Origin of the sequence: Sphaerochaeta sp. UBA5849, from assembly GCA_002432715.1 — a bacterium.
In the GTDB taxonomy this organism is placed as follows: Bacteria; Spirochaetota; Spirochaetia; order Sphaerochaetales; family Sphaerochaetaceae; genus Sphaerochaeta.
Window position 1 is genome coordinate 58,385 of record DJGJ01000035.1, and the last position, 17,739, is coordinate 76,123.

The window sequence follows — 17,739 nt, forward strand, 5'->3', positions numbered from 1 at the left end:
TCGCCCGCTTAGGGAGCGATTGTATCCACTTTTTCCCATACGCGCTTGGCGACTTTGGCCGCCTCGGCGTAAATCCTTGGTACATCAAGGTGAGGGAACTGCCGGTTCTCCATCACCAGATTGCCATTCACCATGACGCTCTCGATACAGTTGCTGCTCATCCCCCATACAAAGTGGCTGGCGGCATTTGACGCCACCAAAGGAGTAGGAGCATGGTAGTCACAGATGACAAGGTCGGCCTTGCAGCCAGCCTCCACCTTTCCGAACTTACCGTCAAAGTATTTCTCCACCAAACGGTTGCCGCGGTTCAAGGCTGCAACGTAGTCGGAGGGCCACCAGGAACCACCTTGGTCCTTGTGCTTGAAGAATGCGAGTTTGAGCTCCTCAAACATATTGCCGCCGCAACCATCGGTACCGATGACCAGATTCTTCACCTTCTGAATATGCTTGCAGTATCCGACATGGTTGTTCATGTTGCTGCGGCCGTTGTGGGCGAAGAAACAGTCATGCTCGTTGAGCTTGTCGATCTCCCGTTCGTTGAGATGCAGGCCGTGCACCAACAGGGTGTTGTCGGTGAGCAGGTCAAAGGATTCCAGCCGGTCGATGATATCGGCGTTGTACTTGTGATGGCTGAACACCACATCATATTTGTCTTCGGCAACATGCAGATGCATGCCGGCCTTCGACTCGCGCATGGCTTCTCCCATCATCCTCAGCCCCTCATCGGGGATGGTGAAGGGAGCGTGGCCGCCGATCATGCCGCGAACCAGCGGCCTGTTTTTTGCAGCCATGGCAAATCGGAGATTCTCCGCCACTCCTGCCTCGACTTCCGCCATGCCGCCGTTGCGGTCGGTTACCTCATAGCAGGTGCTGCCGCGCACCCCGACTTCCTCCATGCCATTGGCTATGGTATCAAGACTTCCGGCGATATATGCGGGACTTGCATGGTGGTCTATGCAGGTGGTCGTTCCACTGGCGATTGCATCGATGGAGCAGATCAGGGAGCTGTAGTAGCAAGCTTCCTCATCCAAACCGCGGTCAAGACGCCACCACCACTCTTTCAGAACCTGGATGAAATCCTCCTGCACTCCTGAGGAAATCAACATGCCCCTGGAAAGTCCGCTGTAATAGTGGTGATGAGAACAGACGTTGCCTGGGATGACAGTCTTGTTCCTCCCGTCGATCACCTTGTCAGCCTTCAGGCCTACGGAGGCATCCTTGCCTACCTTGGTGATGACATCGTCAATTATGACGATATCCACACCTTCGGTCACGTCAAAAGGACTCTGGGTCTGCATGACTGTCGTATTGGTTATTATCGTTGTAGCCACATCACTCTCCTTTATGCTTCCACGCACCCGAGCAGGTAGCTGTAGGAAGTATAGATTTCCTCGATCAAGGCGGCCACCTCATCGGTAATGCCTTCCTCATCGCCGGTCAGGATTCCCTCCCCATCCAAGGAACAGTCATACACCTTTCCGTCGAGACGGATGATGATGTCCTCTCCCTCTGCATAGAAGCCGTTGTTCGTGGAGTTGTCAAAATCTTCCTTCAAGCTGAAGAGGGTAAACTTCTTGCGGTACGGACCGCCGTCGTATGGGCAGAAAGTCTCACAGTTGCCGCACTCATTGCAGTAAGCGTCGAGGTGAAGAATCTGGAACGGGTCGGCAAACACACCGGTGTTGCGGACATCAATGGCGACATTGGCACGGTTCGGGCAGACATCAACGCACTTGTTGCACAGGTATGAGCATTCAAGGCACCGCTCAGCCTCGGTGGCGGCGAAGTCGGCATCAGAAAACTGTTTGGAAACAAGAATCTTGCTCTTCTTCTCGGCGACTTCGGCAAAGAACTTGTTTTCATCATTCTCGAGCTCCAAGCGCTCTTCGTCGGTCATATCGTCCTCGTCGTCACAGTCGCAATCGTCCTCGCAGATGCACTCATGGTCGTGGTCGTGATCATGACCGCAATCGCAGTCTTCCTCCTCATCCTCGGGACCCAGCACCTTGTCAATGGCTGCCTCGACAGCACTTCGTGCACTGGCGATGCACCGCACCACGGTGGAAGGACCGCTTTGGACATCACCGATGACGTAGACGTTCTCGACCTCGGACTCCTTGGTCTCTTCATCTGCTTTCGGCCAACCCTTCTCATTCACCGGCACTCCGTACCAGGTGAGTCTTTCGGTATCCGCATGTTCACCGATGGCGGTGATCATGGTGTCGGCTTCGATGGTGAAGGTCTCTTGTGTTGCCACCGGTCTTCTTCTGCCGCTCGCATCCTTCTGTCCGAGTTCCATTTTTCTCACAGTAAGGATGTTGCCTTCAAACCTCTCAGGATTGGCGAGGAAGATGAATTGGATGTTCTCCTTCCTGGCTAGACCGTACTCCTCATGGTCGGCCGGCATCTCGGCCTCGGTACGGCGATAGATGACGGAAACTTTCTCAACCCCGGGAATGCGAAGAGCAGCACGGGCGCTGTCCATGGCGGTGTTTCCGCCGCCGACAACCACGACGTTCCTGCCAAGACTGATTGTGGATGGGTCCTTACGGAAAGCGGAGAGGAACGAAAGGGACTGCCTTACCCGGCTTCGGTCACCGGTCAAGGGAATATCGTTGTCCACTTCACTGCCGATGGCATAAAAGATGTATGAGAACCCCTGGTCCTTGAGAGCCTGAACAGTCATGACCTCGGTGTCGACACCAAAATGGAACTGCACCCCATGGGCCTTGATGAACTGGACATCGCTCTCAATGGCTTCAACGGGAAGCCTGAAGCCTGGAATGACATGCCTGACCACACCACCTGCACTCTCCTCCCTTTCAAAGACTGTAGTGTCGAAACCTGCACGAGCGAGGAAATATGCGGCAGAGAGGCCTGCTGGGCCGGCTCCTACCACAGCGGCCTTGATCAACGTCTTATCGGTCGGCCCTTCCCACAGCTGCTTGAAAGCCTCGAACCCATTCTCCACCGCAATGCGCTTCATATCGCGGATTTTCACCGCTCCTTCATAATCCATGCGGGTACAGTGAAGCTGGCACTGGTGGTCGCAGATGTGACTGGTTATAGCGGGAAGGGCGTTCTTGTCATAAATGAGGGCAAGTGCTTCACCATAGCGGCCTTGGCCTACCAGCTGGACATACTCCGGTACATCCTGATGGATGGGGCATGCCACCTGGCAGGGAGCCACATAGCAGTCAAACAGAGGAAGCTTCTCACCGATCTTGATCGTATCGTCGCCTCTGAAATCCTTCTCGATTTCGTTGAAGGAACCCGAACGGGCATCCGTTGACAGCTTCTCAATCTTGGCCAAGTCGATGCCGACCATGCCCCACGCCTTGCTCTTCTCAAGGATTTTTACCATCTGCGTAAGACGGGTGTACCCACCGGGCTTGAGCATATCGGTTGCCAGGGTGATCGGCCTGATACCGCTTTCAAAGAGCTGCTTGACCGTGAAAGCGGTAGCACCTCCGCTGTAGGAGATGGGCAGTTTTCCGGCAAACTCTTTGCTCAAAAGCGTTGCCACCGTAGTGGAGATTGGGAACAGTGAGCGGCCGGACATATACATCTCATTGCCGGGCAGGACGCCTTGGTCGTTTACCGAGCCCAGCGTATTGGTCAGCTTCACTCCAAAGCCGCGCCCTTCCTTCTTGGCGAGATTGACAAGGCGTGCAAGCATGGCGATGGCATCGCCGTACTGCAGGTCATGCTCGAAGTTTTCCCTGGTAAGAGTGATGTAGGTATAGCCAAGGTCGTCAAGAATCTTGCGGACTTGGTCGTAGCCGAGCAGCGTCGGGTTGAGCTTGACGAAGGTATCCACCTTCTTCTCGGTGAGCATATAGGTGCAGATGGCTTCGATTTCCTTTGGGGGACAGCCGTGCATGGTGCTCAATGTCGTGGAGGGGCTGATGTTGGCACTGATTTTGGTGCTCAGGCCCTTCATCTTCTTTTCCAGGCCTTCCCAAGGCGTTCCATCGAACAAGCCTTCATCGAACAGTGCTTCCATCTCGGAGAGATACTGATTGAACCGCTCATCCTTGCGGGCGTCGATCATACTGTCGATGTACTGCTGCATCTTCGCTGTCTTGATGCCTTCCAGGTTGTAACCGACCGACATATTGAAAATAAACGAAGGCTTTTCGAACTTGCCCTTGTGCATGGCGGCTTCCAGCATGTGGAGGATGATCCATGCCTTGGCATATTCATCCCAAGCCTTGGGGAGGGTGAACTCGGTCGACCACTCAACATTGTAGGCTTCATCACGGGCGTCGATGCACGGCTTGTCGATCTCCAAGGTATCCATGACCTGTACAGTCTTGAGCTCCATGAACCGACCACCAACCAAATAGCTGGCAATGATGTTCTGGGCAAGCTGGGTATGGGGACCGGCGGCGGGACCAAGGGCTGTACTGCAGCTTTGGCCGAACACCTTGATGCTTTTTTTCCCTGAATCCTGATAGAATTGCTCTTCGGCAATGCCAAAAATGGAATGATGGTTTCGGTATTCACCGATAATACGACTGATTAGTTCCGAGAAGGGAACGGGGCGCATGATATCTCCCATACTTACTCCTTCCTATAGGGTTGGTCGGGCATGCGGCCCGACCCTTATTCATTCTAATCCAGATTGGAGAGAAGTCAATAAAATTTGCAACATTTCGCAACAAATAGTGTGTCATTGGATTGGAATTCCTGATACGGCAACGATTGCCGATTCCCCACCCTTCGGTATCCATATTGGATGCCCGACTAAGGGGAAAAGTTAAAAACAGTCTTTCGAAAATCGTACTTTTCGAAAAATTTATAAGTACATACTACTACTTAACGCAAATTATATTCCAAAAATTCAACTTTCACGAATTATCGCTTTACATTTTACTTCTTTACGGTATACTTGATTAATCTGAAAAAGCAACAAAGTGTCACCACGGAGGATAAGACATGCTGATCAATTTGAATGTCAATGAAGAAGTACGGGCAAGGAATATCAAACGCTGCAAGGAAAAGGGAATCCTGCTCCCCACGTTCAAACAGATGGTGGATCCCTCTACCGTACCTGAGGATATCAAGGCAAAACTCTCCCATGTAGGTCTTTGGGATGTTGACAACTCCAACCTCTTCAGGATTACCTGGAAGAACGAACCCACCAAGACCGGCGGTACCTTCGGCGGTGTAAACTATATTGAGGTTCCCCATGAACTTACCGGCGTCAAAGCCCGTATTCTCGCCCTCGTCGGCAAGTGGTTCCCCACCGGAGCACACAAAGTCGGTGCAACCTATGGTTGTCTAGCCCCTGCTTTGGTCAGCGGCAACTTCGACTCGGTGAATCAGCAGGCTGTATGGCCGTCCACCGGCAACTACTGCCGCGGTGGTGCCTACAACAGCGCCCTTTTGGGCTGCCAGTCCATCGCCATTCTTCCCGAGGAAATGAGCCAGGAACGCTTCAACTGGCTGAAGACCGTCGCCGGTGAAATCATCGCAACCCCCGGCTGTGAATCAAACGTCAAGGAAATCTTCGACAAGTGCCATGAGCTGGATGCAGAGCGTGGTGCACATATCGTAATCTTCAATCAGTTCGAAGAGTTTGGAAACTATCTGTGGCACTATACCGTAACCGGTGGCTCCATCCTCGAAGTGCTTCAGAAAGATGAGAAAGTTGCAGATGAGAATGTACGGGGCTTTGTTTCCGCAACAGGTTCGGGCGGAACGCTTGCAGCCGGAGATGCACTGAAAGATAAGTATCCCCACCTCAAGATCGCCGCCAGTGAAGCGCTGCAATGCCCCACCCTGCTGCGCAACGGTTTCGGCGGTCATAGAATCGAAGGCATCGGGGACAAGCATGTACCTTGGGTCCACAACGTGAAGAACACCGACATGGTCATCGCCGTCGACGATCAGGACTGTATGGATGTCTACCGTCTCTTCAATGAGCCGGCGGGTATTGAGTACCTGAAGAAGATGGGTGTAAGCGAAGAAGATATTGCGAACCTTCCCCTGTACGGCATCAGCGGAATCGCCAATGTATTGGCTTCCATCAAAATGGCCAAATATTATGAACTCGAAGCCGACGACGTCATTTTCACAGTGCTGACGGACAGTTCGGAGATGTACACCTCCCGCTTGGCTGAACAGACCGAAATCCAGGGTGCCTTTGATGAGTACGCTGCAGTGCGTGCACTGGCCGGCTGCCTGCACCACCAGTCGATCGACGGAGCTCTTGAGCTTACCTACTATGAAAGACTGCGCATCCACAACCTCAAGTACTATACCTGGGTCGAGCAGCAGGGCAAGACGTATGAAGAAATCAACGCACAGTGGTACGACAAGAACTATTGGAAGCAGATTCCTGCCTACGCCGAGCAGATTGATGCTATGATTGAGGCATTCAACAAGGAAGTGCTGGCCAAATAAACCAGTCTAGACAATCCATGCCGGGCCTTGCGTCCGGCATTTTTTCTTAACGGAGGATGTATGCGTTTTACCTACGAGTGCTGTGACTGCCACAGCGTGTATGAAACGAATGAAGTGTTTTATCAGTGCCCGAAGTGTGCCAAGGACAATGACGGCAAATCATTTCCGAAGGGAAATGTCATCGTCAAGCTCAATAGTGAGGACCTGAAGGCCCTTGGAAGCAAAGAGCATGTAAGCATGTTTGATTTCTTTCCCTATCCCGTACCCACGAGCGAAGTATATCCGGTAGGCGGCACCCCGCTTGCAAAGCCGCTTCGTCTTGGCAAAAAGTACGGTCTTGCAAACCTGAGCTGCAAGCTGGACAGCGCCTTGCCTTCCGGTTCCTTCAAGGACAGGGCAAGCCAACTGATCGCCGCCCAAGCCATCGCGCACAAGCAGAACAAGATCGCCTTGGCTTCAACGGGCAATGCAGGAGCGGCCATGAGCTGTGCCGGAGCTGCATATGGACTGGAAATAATCCTGTTCGTTCCCGCCACGGCTCCGGTCAACAAGCTGATGCAGAGCGTGCTCTACGGAGCCACGGTGGTCCCTGTGAAAGGTTCGTATGATGATGCATTCGCACTCTCGATCGCCTACACCAAAAAGTTTGGAGGGATCAACCGCAATACAGCCTACAACCCGATGACCATCGAGGGCAAGAAGAGCATCTCCATTGAGCTGTTTGAGCAACTGGGACGCAGTGTGCCCGATGTCGTCTATGTCCCCGTCGGCGACGGCTGCATCTACGCCGGCGTATACAAGGGATTCTACGACTTGAAGCAGGCCGGGCTCATCGAGAAAATCCCCCATATTGTTTGTGCACAGAGCAAGCAGAGCAATGCCATCAGCAGGGCATGGAAAACCGGTGATTTCTCCAACCTTGCAAAAGCCACCACCCGTGCCGACTCCATCAGTGTGGAAAGCCCGGCAAACGGCCGCATGGCGGTCCGGTACATCAAGGAAAGCGAAGGCTGGGCCACCGAGGTGGACGACAAGCAGATACTTGCCGCTCAGCTTGAGCTGGCCAAGGAGGCAGGCATTTTCGTCGAGCCGGCGGCAGCATGTGCCTGGGCTGCCCTTACGGTGGACAGTGAAATGCTCATCAAACGCTTTGGAGCCAATGTGAATGTGTGCACCTTGCTCACCGGCAGCGGCTTCAAGGACATGGCGGTGTTCCAAGGAACGGTTTCCATTCCCGAAGCAATCGAGAACAGCGTAGAAGCTGTAGAGAATCGCTTCAAGTAGAACAAGGGATGGAGCAATTCATGCTGCTTGCTCCATTCACCTTTGACAAAAGGCCCCGCTTGCAGTACCTTTTATGCTGTGATGAGGAGATTCGCATGCAGAACTTTCTAATCGGTCTTGGAATTGGAGTAGTACTGGCCATCGTCCTCGTGGTGATCATGTCCACCAAACGGCATCGGGAGATCCTTGCCACCAACAAGGAAACCGAGCGGCTGAAGCGGATGCTGACCGACCGCATGGATTTGGAGAGTGAAGGACTTGCCAAGTTGAAAGAGCAGAACGAAGAGCTGAAAAAGCAAAATGAGAATCTACGCATCAGTTTGAGCACGTACTCGCAGAAGCCCGGTCGCAAGGAAGTTGCACGGCTTCAGATTTACCAACTTGCAGTAGACCGTCTCACCATCAACAGTCCCGGCTTCGGGGCAGCCTGGCAGGCAGCGTTGAAGGAGAGCGAGAACGAGTTCCAGAAAACGTATGTCGGGGTGCAGCCGTTCATCAAGCGTTTGATTCCGATCAAGACCGATGCAACAGTACTTCCTCAGACGGTGGAGACACAAGAGCAATAAGTATCGGCCGAAATGGTGGAACAGGTAGACACAAGGGACTTAAAATCCCTTGCTCGCAAGGGCGTACGGGTTCAAGTCCCGTTTTCGGCAAAACTTTTATTACATAATTATATATTATAATGATTTAAAAATGTACATACAAGTATAAGTGTACTTTTATGTACATTTTTTCATTATGAGAGGTGCCCCATTTCCAAGCTTTTTTGCCACAGCTTCTCTGCTACTGATTGGTCAAGCGCATGCGGTGCAGGAATCTCAAGCGTGGTGAAATTAAAAAACTTTCCTGTTGTTTCTTTTACCTCATCCGACACTCCCAGATAGTAGAGCGCCTCTGCCGACAAGCGGGGAGAGCGGGTTGACGGGTTAATCATGTGATGCTTGAAGAATCTGTACAGCCGTCCATTGTTCTCCCCCATGTTGGTAAGGACATCACCGGGGTGCATTGCATTGACCGTAACGGTGCTGCCTGCAAAAACCCGGCTGAAGGGGAACAAGGAGAGCAGTTGGGCGGTCTTGGCCGAACCATAGCTTTTGAGTCCTGTATAGTGCTGTTTCTTCCAAGCCAGGTCGTCAAGCCTTAATCCAGATAAGGCAAACCGGTGCCCCTCCGAGTTCACATAGAGCACCCTGGTCTCACCCTGCGCCATCAGCTTGTCCTGCAGCTTGTAGGTGATGATGAACGGGGCTAGGTAGTTCACTTGAAACACTTCTTCAATACCGTCGCCGGTGAAGCGCTTGTGCGTGTTGTACACCCCGGCGTTGTGAATGAGGACACTGATCTTTTGGTCGAGCGAAGCTAAATAATCAGAAGCAGCATGAATATCTTTCAGATTAGAAAAATCAGCGATGAAATACGTGTAATCACCCTTGAAATCCCGCTCAAGCTCTGCTTTCAGCTTCTCTGATTTCTCTTTGTCTCGATTGATCAACAACAGGTCGGCACCGTGGCTTGCATAGAGTTTTGCCGTCTCGTATCCGATACCCGAGGTGGCACCGGTAATGACGACCAACCGACCAGAAAATTCCTTGGATTCCTGCTTGGGCACTGCCTTGTTGTTTTTCAGCATCGCACTGATATTCGACCACTGGTACTGTTTCCAATAGGGATTCTTCATAGACAGCCTCAACCAAACTTCTTGTGCATGAACTTGCGATACATCCTGTTGAACCTGGGGATATTGTCGAAAATATCCCCCCAAAGGTCGTAGTAATCGCGTTGCTCGATGATCTTGCCTTTCTCATCGATGGTTACCCTGCTGCATCCATAAATGGACGAGTTCGGATACTTCTTGAAGCTCAGGCTCATCTCCCACTCCATGAAAATGATGTTGCCGTTTGAGGCAGTGTTCTTCACATCCATCTTCAGGTTGTTCGAACGGGCGATCAGGCGCTCGGTCATTGCTTTGAACTCTTCTATGCCGTGAATCGTTTGCACAGTGTCACAGAAATAGATATCCTTGGAATAATAGGGAAGGATATGTGACCAGTCAGGTTTACCTTCCGTATTATAGATATTGGTCCACAGGTTCTTCAGATGCTCTTTGCTCTGGATTGCATAGTCCATAAGATGCCATCCTCTCTTGAGCTTCATTTATACCATGACTTTCAATAAATCCTGAATAAAAACCATAAAAGCCCTGCAACATCAGATGTTGGCAGGGCTCGTGAAAGGGAAATCATCCCCGGCATCAGTGCATTTTCTTGACTATCACCTCTGCAGCCTTAACCAAGGGATAGGCAGCAGGAGAACCGGTGAGCAATGGCTGGGTACCGATTTGCATGGTCAACAGCTGCTTGACTGTTACGCGATTCTGAATCAAAAAGCCAATGGCATTGGTGAGTTCGCCGGTGCTCGCTCCTCCATAAACTTCAGCACCTAAAATCATACCACAGTCACTGGCAACAATCAGCTTGACCATCTGTTTGTGGGAGTGCTCCAAATTACCTGGATGAGTATCCATTCCAGTGAAGCTTCCGCAAATGACAGAAAAATTATTGTAAATTTTCAACCTTGTGTATACCCATTCCATTTTTATACACAATTGTGAATATCCAAATTGACAAAAGACGCATCAACCTCTAGATTGAAGGGAACATTTGGGAAAGGTGTCATGCAAAACAATACAACAGAGAAAAAGTTCACCAAGGAAGAGCTCATTGCCCAAGAGTTGCTGGACAAGAAAGAATCAGACAGCAAGCTTCGAGAGTACTCAGGTCCGCTTGGAACAGTAATAACTGGCTTATTCCTTCTTTGGTCTGTATTTCAAGTGTATGCAAATACCATCGGCATCATCGATGCTATGTCTCTGAGGACCTGGCACCTCCTGTTTCTCATGCTCTTCACGTTTCTCTTGTTTCCAACCTACCCTTCCGAAAACCGAAAACGCGCCCTTCCACCTGTCTGGGATATGGTATTGCTGGCAATACTCGGCGTCAGCTTTGCCTATCTCTTGAAAAATTACATCCCGGTTGCCAAACGAGGCGGATATCTGATCAGTCTCGATATTTGGGTTGCAGGCATCATCATGGTTCTCATCTTTGAAGCCGGGCGGCGGGCATGTAAAAACCTTGCCATCCTTGGATTGATATTCCTGCTCTACAACTTCCTGGGCAAGTGGATCCCCGGAGATCTCGGCCATGTCGGATTCAGCGTCAAACGGGTACTCAACCACATGATTTGGGGCAGCCAGGGGATCTTTGGCGTAGGAATAGGGGTGAGTGCCACCTACATTTTCCTTTTCGTGCTCTTCGGAGCTTACTTGAAATACAGTGGATTCAGCCAATTCATCAACGACATCTCCCTGACGTTGGTAGGGAGAACTGCCGGAGGACCTGCAAAAGTTGCGGTGCTGGCCAGTGCTCTTTTGGGCATGATCAATGGATCGGCCATAGCCAATGTGGCTACAACTGGAACAATCACCATCCCCATGATGAAGAAAACCGGCTATAAGAAGGAGTTTGCAGCCGCAGTCGAAGCAGTTGCTTCCACCGGCGGGCAGTTTGCACCTCCCATCATGGGCGCCGTTGGCTTTGTCATGGCGGAATTCATGGGAGTAAGTTACACAAAAGTCTTGCTTGCAGCGTGCATCCCGGCATTTCTCTACTACCTTACCCTCCTGTTTGCGGTTCACTTCGAAGCAAAAAGACTCGGCCTCTCCGGTTTGAGCAAAGAAAACATTCCCAACGCCATGGTGGTTCTGAAAAAGCAAGGTCATCTGATTATTCCTTTGGTAGTCCTAATCGGCTTGCTCAGCTTTGGATTCACCCCGCTGTTTGGTGCCGTAGTTGCAATATTTGCCACCATCGGCGCCTCATGGCTCCGCAAGGATACAAGAATGACTTGGTCTGTTATTGTACAAGCCACAGTCGAAGGTGCGCGTTCAGCCATAGCGGTGGGGATGAGCTGTGCAATCATCGGGGTGATCATTGGAACGGTGTCCCTGACAGGGCTGGGTCTGAACTTCGGATACATCATCCTCAGGATTGTTGGAGAGGGCCAGTTGTATCTCGGCGGCTTGATGGTCATGATCATGAGCATCGTCCTCGGCATGGGAGTTCCCGGAGTTGCAGCGTATGTCATCGTATCGACAGTCTCCGTTCCCGTCCTTATCCAGGCCGGAGCAATTCCCATGGCCGCTCATATGTTCTGTCTTATTTATGCATGCCTGTCCAACATAACTCCTCCCGTGGCAATGAGCAGTTATGTTGCAAGCGGCATTGCCGGCTCCGACCAGACAAAGACCAGCCTTATTGCGGTAAAAATCGGGCTCACCGGGTTCATCCTTCCCTTCTTCTTTTTGGACAACCCCATTCTCTTGCTGGGAAGTACGGAAGGGGTTCCCCTGCTCACAACCCTGAGGGCTCTGCTTACCTCTTCAATCGGGGTCATCGCCCTTTCCTCAGGCCTGCAGGGGTACCTGCTGCGCAAGCTGAATCTCATTGAACGCCTAGTCATGGTTGCAGCCGGCCTTTTATTCATCGAAACCGGACTGGTTACCGACTTGGTTGCAATCTTGCTCGTAGGAGTCATTTTGACTTTCCAATATTTGCAGAAGAGATCACAACCCAAGGAGAAAATCGCATGAAAAAGTATGGAGCACTACTGCTGGCTGTCACCCTGCTCGTCCCAAGCCTGCTGTTTGCCGCAGGCGCCAAGGAAGGAGCAGCCCAGCCTGTCAAGAAAACAGTCATCAACTTCCCCACCGCGGCAACTACCGGAGCCGTGTACCCGCTTGGATCGGCAATGGCCAACCTGTGGAACACCAAGCTGGAGAACGTCAGGGTCAGTGCCCAAGCCAGTGCCGGAGGAATCGCAAACCTGAATATGATCGCCGATGGCGAAGCCCAGCTGGGAGTTGCCGTTACGTCCATCATGTATGAATCCTTTCACGGTATCGGAGCATTCGAGGGAAGACCCAACCCCAATCTCAGAGTGATGATCGGCTTGTACGCCAACCCAAACCAAGTGGTTGTCACACAGAACAGCGGCATCAATTCGCTTGCAGATCTCAGCGGCAAGCGATTCGCTTCAGGAGCTCCAGGGTCGACGACGGAAGTGGAGACCAGCCTGCACCTCAAGACCAGCGGAGTCAACTATCCTGATGGGCTGAGAGTCCAGTATGTCGGATTCACCGAAGCAATCGACCTGATGCGCAACAAGCAGCTGGACGGGGCTTGGATCATGGCCGGAATTCCCAATGCTGCAGTTACCGAAATGCTTTCAACGGCCGGCGGCAAATTGCTCAGCCTCGACATGGACCTGATCAAAAAGCTGCAGCAAACCTATCCTTGGTACGGCGCCTACACCATTCCCGCCGGCACCTATCCCGGCCAGACAGCCGACGTGCTGACTTCGGCAATCAAGATCACCGTCTGCACCGATGCACGTGTCGATGCCGATGTTGTGTACGACATGACCAAGACGTTCTGGGAAAACTTCGAGGAATTGAAAGCCACCCAGGCTCCATTGAAGCAGGTCAATCCCAAGGAAGCAGTCAAGGATTTGGCGGGGCTTCCCTTGCACGAGGGTGCTGCACGCTACTACCGCGAAATTGGGTTGCTGTAAACCTGATGCATCCACCAAAGCCGGGGTTGTTCAATCCCGGCTTTTTTGTTTGCCCTGTTTTGGCAAAAGAACTTGACTCATGGCAGACTGGTATGCATGCTCGAAGTATGGAAGATGGATTCTTTACCGAGCTCGGATTCTCACAGCGCCAACGTTTGGATATTGAGATGGCAGCTTTGCAGTATTGTAAGGGTAAGCAGGATGCAACCATGAAGGCAACATTTCGTGAAGCCATCAAAATGCGGGACGAGAAAACCGCAGGGACCATCCTCTTTGAAGGATTGCAGGCCTTTGGCCCGCTGTATCCCCTGCACCTTATCCATACCTGTTATGATAGTGTCTGCTCTCTCTATGATGAGCTATCCATTGAACCTGCAATTCGCTTGGATACCTTGGCGGATATCAAGCTCTGGACACAGACCTATGCCGATTCACATGGCCTGGAGACCGGGTTGACCCAGGTTTTTTGGATCGCCCGCCATCTGTGTGCAAGGATCCTGAGGCTGGGGAGGCTGCAATTTGAGCCAGCATGCCTCAAAGCCCCATTTCGCATCTATCGAGTAGAAGACAGTGCCAGGCTCGTCACCATTGCTGAAGCGAACCTGGCATGTGACGCAAACGGGTATTGTACCGATGAAGAGAAATCCTCTTTCATCACTACCCTTGCGGAGGATGGGCTCATGCTGCAAGCACATGTGGTGGACGGCAGGCAAGGAAATGTGGCAGCAAAGCCCACCCTGTTTGACAAAGCTGCATTGCACTGTATCGCTGACGCCACTACTGAAGTATTGCACCTGCACATACCAGCCGGTGAGCGGCTTATCGGTAATGCAGTGGATGCGTCGCTTACACAGGCAAAAGCTTTCTTTCCAGCACATCGGGTGGTGGTCTGCACCTCTTGGTTGCTCGACCCGGCCTTGTCTCTGGTTGCAGGCAAAGAGAGCAATATTGTACAGTTCATGGAGCGTTTCTCCAAATTCCCCGTTCCCTTCCAGACTCCGCAGATTTTCGAACGGGTCTTTGGCTTCACAGCCACAGCAGAGGATATTCCACAGTGGAAGGCAACAACCACACTGCAGCGCTCCATACAAAGAGCACTCTGTGAGGGAGTCACCTTCCGTACCATGGGTGGATATTTCTTGCTCGAATAACCAATCCAGTCATATACTGGACACATAGGGAAATGTGTCGTCATTCATCATCATGTGTTTTTGCATAAGGTCGGCATATGAGAAGTACACCCGTGTCACTCGCTTTGGTGTTTCTCGCAGTAGTGTGTTGTGGATGGTTTGGTTCATGCGAACTCGAAGCCGGTCCCGACCAGATGGAGTCTCCTCCATTGACTGGAGATGATTCCCAAATTTTCCCCGATGGAGCGCCAAATCCAGCAAACTCAATGTTTTTGATGCATACCCAGTACACCACGGAATCGAATGCAACTATTTATTTCAAGCCGCTTTCCTCATTGCAGGCCGATTCCTATACCATTGAGTGCTCAACGGATGGAGTCACCTTTCAGGACTTCCTGCGCCAGGGACAAGTGCTCACGGTCACAACGCAGGATGCCATCGGCATCGACGTCGCGCTTACAGAAAGCCTGTACTTTCGACTAAGAATTCAAGGCGGGCCCTATGATGGGAACCACACCAATACCATGTATGCCCGCCATGCCCCACAAGGAGGTTATTTACAACGCTGGTCGCGGAATACTGCAATGCAGCTTACCGGGGTGAGTGCACCGCTCGCCGGACACGGCATCGAGGTGGAGGTGGAAATCAGAGACTATGTGAGTGCAACTGATTTTTCTCTCAATTCCGTCCTGCCCGATGCAATTGGATCTTGGACATGGTATCGGATCAATCCATTGAATTTTGATGAGAAAACACTCATCGAAGGTGCAAACGCTTCTTCCTATACCACCATGCAGGATGACATCGGCTGCCTCATCATGGTCGAAGCTCAAGGTGATGATACCGACTTCTACGGCTTGGATCGCATCATGACGGTCGAGCCGGTTCAGTGACCCTTCAGATACTCACACACCTTCCCTATCGCCACCTTCTCTTCTCGGATGCAGTTCGGCTCCAGAATGCTTGGGTTTTGAACCGAGGATTCTGTAAGCTTTCTCTTCGCACCGACAAAGTTGCCTACCGACACCCGTCTCATAATTCCCCGAACATCCAAGTCGGTTTGATGACTGCAGGTAGGATGCTCGCACAACTGGCAGCGCCTTGCTTCTTGCATTATTGCACGCTGTTCAGGCTCAACTGAAGCATACAACTGCTCACAGGTGAAGGGAGCTTGTATCAGATGGACGTACTCTTTCCTTGAACTGTCATAAACAAACGGTTTAAGACCGCGTTTGGAGAGTACTGCATTCGCAGCAGCGATGCCGCTGGTCGTGACAGTGGGCGTTCCGGTGCCCATTATCGTTGACTCGCCGCAGCAGAACAGGGTATCCCAATCTGTTCTGATGTGCTGACGCTTGAACATGTGGTTGCCCAGCTTTTGCTTGGGTCCTGCCACCGCTCCTCCGTTCTTCAGCGTAAATCGCTGGATGGTTCTCGGACTTGCAAGCTCTGCATGCCTGAGGTGCTCCCTGATTGAAGGAAACCGTTTTTCAAGCACTGCAAGCAGCCGCTCAATTTCTTGCTTTTTCCTTTGCTGGTATGCCTTCTGGTCAAGCGCATCCCATGACCCGAACGAAGGTCCGATGGCAAGGATGATATGCTCATCATCTGCGCAGATGGTCCTGTCATCGACGCTGGGGATGTAGGCTGTAACCTCTTGTTCATCCAAGGCATCGGGTCGGCCGACCAACATCTCAACTGCCAGCGTCAGCTCATCAACAACATCTTTATCGACCAGTGTATACAAAACTACACTTGGATAAGTCGGTTCCTGCTTCTGCGCCCAGCTTCGCTGCTGTTCGGTGGTTTCATTGTGCGGCAACAACTTCCCGTAGAGGTTCCAGACAGTACCGCTGTAGATGATTTGGTCAGCTGTATGCACCGTTCCATCATCAAGCAGCACCCCGCCGGGTTTTCCTTGGTTGAAGAGTATCGAGACTACCTCACGCTCCGCCATCATTGTCGAGCCATGTTCTTCTATCACTTTTTCCAACGCTCCGGTCAAAAAGAGTGTTGATCCCGCAGGATAGTAGCTGCCCCCGACATGGTTGTCGACGAACATCACCGATGCAAGAATCGCCGGACTTTCCTCTACTGTCACATAGCAGTAAGTGGAGGTAAGCTTGTCAAAGAAGTTGAAAATCGCCTTATCGGTAAAATACTTGGAAAGCAGCGCCTCAGCGCTGATATTCAAATAAGAGAGAAACCGGATATAGGAAAGAGGATGGTGCAGCAGGGATTTGAGAGCTGCCTTCTTGTCCACTTCGTCAGGGGTGGTGTAGGAGGGATTCTCCACCATGACATGCTCGTACAGCTTACCCATGTCCGCATAAAAACGCACAAGGCTCTCCCGTTGGCCGGGAAACAGGGCGGCGACTTCGTCGATAAATCGGGAGATGTCGGGGAAAAATCTCACTTTTCTGCCATCGTAATGGACACAATAGAGCAATTCATGCTGGATCATGGTGATGCTCTCCTCAAGACAATTGAAGAGGAACCGATGGGCATTGAAGCCCTTCTCCCCCCAGCCGAAGAGCATGGACGAGCCTTGGTCAAAGATTGCATCCCCGCGTTTGAAGGCGCCGCAACTTCCACCCGGACAATATGCTTTATCGATAGTGGCGACGTTCAAACCACGTTTTGCCAATAAAGAGGCCGCACTCAGTCCGCTCAGACCTGCTCCGATCACCAGTACATCAAAATGCATCACACCCCCCTTGATCAATACGACTCATTCGCCAATACAGCAGCACAAAAATCTTTCAATCGCCTTGCATCCTGCTCCAAGGTATCCTTTGATGGATTCACAAAGGAAATCTCACCCCGCACATGGCCATCGGTCTTGATTTTCTTCATGGTGGAAAAGCACTTGGAAACATCTCCACCACTGCAATCGGCGATGAGATACAGATCCTTTTGCGTAAACGAGGCTTGTTTCAGATATGAATACATCGGAGCGCTCACGCCTCCAGCCCAAACCGGGGTGGCAAGCAACACGACATCATACTTGCTCAAGTCAGGAAGTGGTTCCTTGAATGCAAGCCGCCGATGAAAAACAGCATCCCTGCCGGCAACGAAATACTTTGCAAAGCCCTTGGTGGGATAGTGGTTGCGGGGTTGCAATGCATACACATCGCAATGCAACAGCTGCTCCAACTGTTCGGCTATAAACCGGGTATGTCCCTCAAGTGAATAGTACATAAGAATGCGCTCCATGCAACGCCTCCAGTCATGTATTTGAGTGTATCACGCCCGCTTCAAGCCATCCATCAGGGAATGCCGG

The 17,739-nt window shown here is 51.6% G+C and carries 14 protein-coding genes and 1 tRNA gene; 8 read left to right on the top strand and 7 right to left on the bottom strand.

The window, feature by feature from the left end; all coding sequences use genetic code 11:
• Nucleotides 1-8: 8 nt before the first annotated feature.
• Nucleotides 9-1,331, bottom strand: coding sequence for a putative aminohydrolase SsnA (gene ssnA / locus B3K89_RS05755; protein ID WP_293890990.1), 1,323 nt, complete (start codon nt 1,329-1,331; stop codon nt 9-11).
• An 11-nt stretch (nt 1,332-1,342) separates the two neighbouring features.
• Nucleotides 1,343-4,564, bottom strand: coding sequence for a putative selenate reductase subunit YgfK (gene ygfK / locus B3K89_RS05760; protein ID WP_293910191.1), 3,222 nt, complete (start codon nt 4,562-4,564; stop codon nt 1,343-1,345).
• A 377-nt stretch (nt 4,565-4,941) separates the two neighbouring features.
• On the opposite strand from ygfK, the gene B3K89_RS05765 reads away from it, so the two are divergent.
• From B3K89_RS05765 to B3K89_RS05780, 4 genes are all read left to right on the top strand, one after another.
• Entirely contained in the window at nt 4,942-6,411 is a 1,470-nt protein-coding gene (locus B3K89_RS05765) for a pyridoxal-phosphate dependent enzyme (RefSeq protein WP_293890996.1), read from the top strand.
• 60 nt (nt 6,412-6,471) lie between these two features.
• On the top strand, nt 6,472-7,695 hold the full coding sequence (locus tag B3K89_RS05770; protein WP_293891000.1) for a threonine synthase: 1,224 nt from the start codon (nt 6,472-6,474) through the stop codon (nt 7,693-7,695).
• A 95-nt stretch (nt 7,696-7,790) separates the two neighbouring features.
• Nucleotides 7,791-8,261 (top strand): hypothetical protein, encoded by a 471-nt coding sequence (locus tag B3K89_RS05775; RefSeq protein WP_293891003.1) that lies wholly within the window; start codon nt 7,791-7,793, stop codon nt 8,259-8,261.
• Between the two features lie 6 nt (nt 8,262-8,267).
• Nucleotides 8,268-8,351, top strand: a tRNA-Leu gene (locus B3K89_RS05780).
• 83 nt (nt 8,352-8,434) lie between these two features.
• Here B3K89_RS05780 and B3K89_RS05785 read toward each other — a convergent pair.
• The 3 genes from B3K89_RS05785 to B3K89_RS05795 form a co-directional block, all read right to left on the bottom strand.
• Nucleotides 8,435-9,376, bottom strand: coding sequence for an SDR family NAD(P)-dependent oxidoreductase (locus B3K89_RS05785; protein ID WP_293891006.1), 942 nt, complete (start codon nt 9,374-9,376; stop codon nt 8,435-8,437).
• An 8-nt stretch (nt 9,377-9,384) separates the two neighbouring features.
• Nucleotides 9,385-9,825 carry a nuclear transport factor 2 family protein gene (locus B3K89_RS05790; protein WP_293891009.1) on the bottom strand — a complete coding sequence of 147 codons (441 nt, stop codon included), beginning with the start codon at nt 9,823-9,825 and terminating at the stop codon, nt 9,385-9,387.
• 124 nt (nt 9,826-9,949) lie between these two features.
• On the bottom strand, nt 9,950-10,291 hold the full coding sequence (locus B3K89_RS05795) for a hypothetical protein (RefSeq protein ID WP_345907175.1): 342 nt from the start codon (nt 10,289-10,291) through the stop codon (nt 9,950-9,952).
• A gap of 81 nt (nt 10,292-10,372) precedes the next feature.
• Here B3K89_RS05795 and B3K89_RS05800 point away from each other — a divergent pair, with 81 nt between their 5' ends.
• The 4 genes from B3K89_RS05800 (at nt 10,373) to B3K89_RS05815 (ending at nt 15,349) form a co-directional block, all read left to right on the top strand.
• Nucleotides 10,373-12,346, top strand: coding sequence for a TRAP transporter permease (locus B3K89_RS05800; protein ID WP_293894432.1), 1,974 nt, complete (start codon nt 10,373-10,375; stop codon nt 12,344-12,346).
• On the top strand, nt 12,343-13,326 hold the full coding sequence (locus B3K89_RS05805) for a TAXI family TRAP transporter solute-binding subunit (RefSeq protein WP_293894435.1): 984 nt from the start codon (nt 12,343-12,345) through the stop codon (nt 13,324-13,326). The genes B3K89_RS05800 and B3K89_RS05805 overlap by 4 nt, the downstream gene beginning before the upstream one ends.
• A gap of 107 nt (nt 13,327-13,433) precedes the next feature.
• Complete coding sequence (locus tag B3K89_RS05810; protein WP_293894438.1) at nt 13,434-14,477, top strand: acyltransferase domain-containing protein; 1,044 nt, start codon at nt 13,434-13,436, stop codon at nt 14,475-14,477.
• 77 nt (nt 14,478-14,554) lie between these two features.
• A complete protein-coding gene (locus B3K89_RS05815) occupies nt 14,555-15,349 on the top strand; it encodes a hypothetical protein (RefSeq protein WP_345907176.1) in 795 nt (264 codons plus the stop codon).
• On the opposite strand, the gene B3K89_RS05820 is transcribed toward B3K89_RS05815, so the two are convergent.
• Both B3K89_RS05820 and B3K89_RS05825 read right to left on the bottom strand, forming a co-directional pair.
• Nucleotides 15,343-17,163 (bottom strand): FAD-dependent oxidoreductase, encoded by a 1,821-nt coding sequence (locus tag B3K89_RS05820; RefSeq protein ID WP_293894441.1) that lies wholly within the window; start codon nt 17,161-17,163, stop codon nt 15,343-15,345. The genes B3K89_RS05815 and B3K89_RS05820 overlap by 7 nt on opposite strands.
• A 14-nt stretch (nt 17,164-17,177) precedes the next feature.
• Nucleotides 17,178-17,672, bottom strand: a complete 495-nt coding sequence (locus B3K89_RS05825) for a flavodoxin family protein (RefSeq protein WP_293894444.1) — start codon at nt 17,670-17,672, stop codon at nt 17,178-17,180.
• Nucleotides 17,673-17,739: the final 67 nt, after the last annotated feature.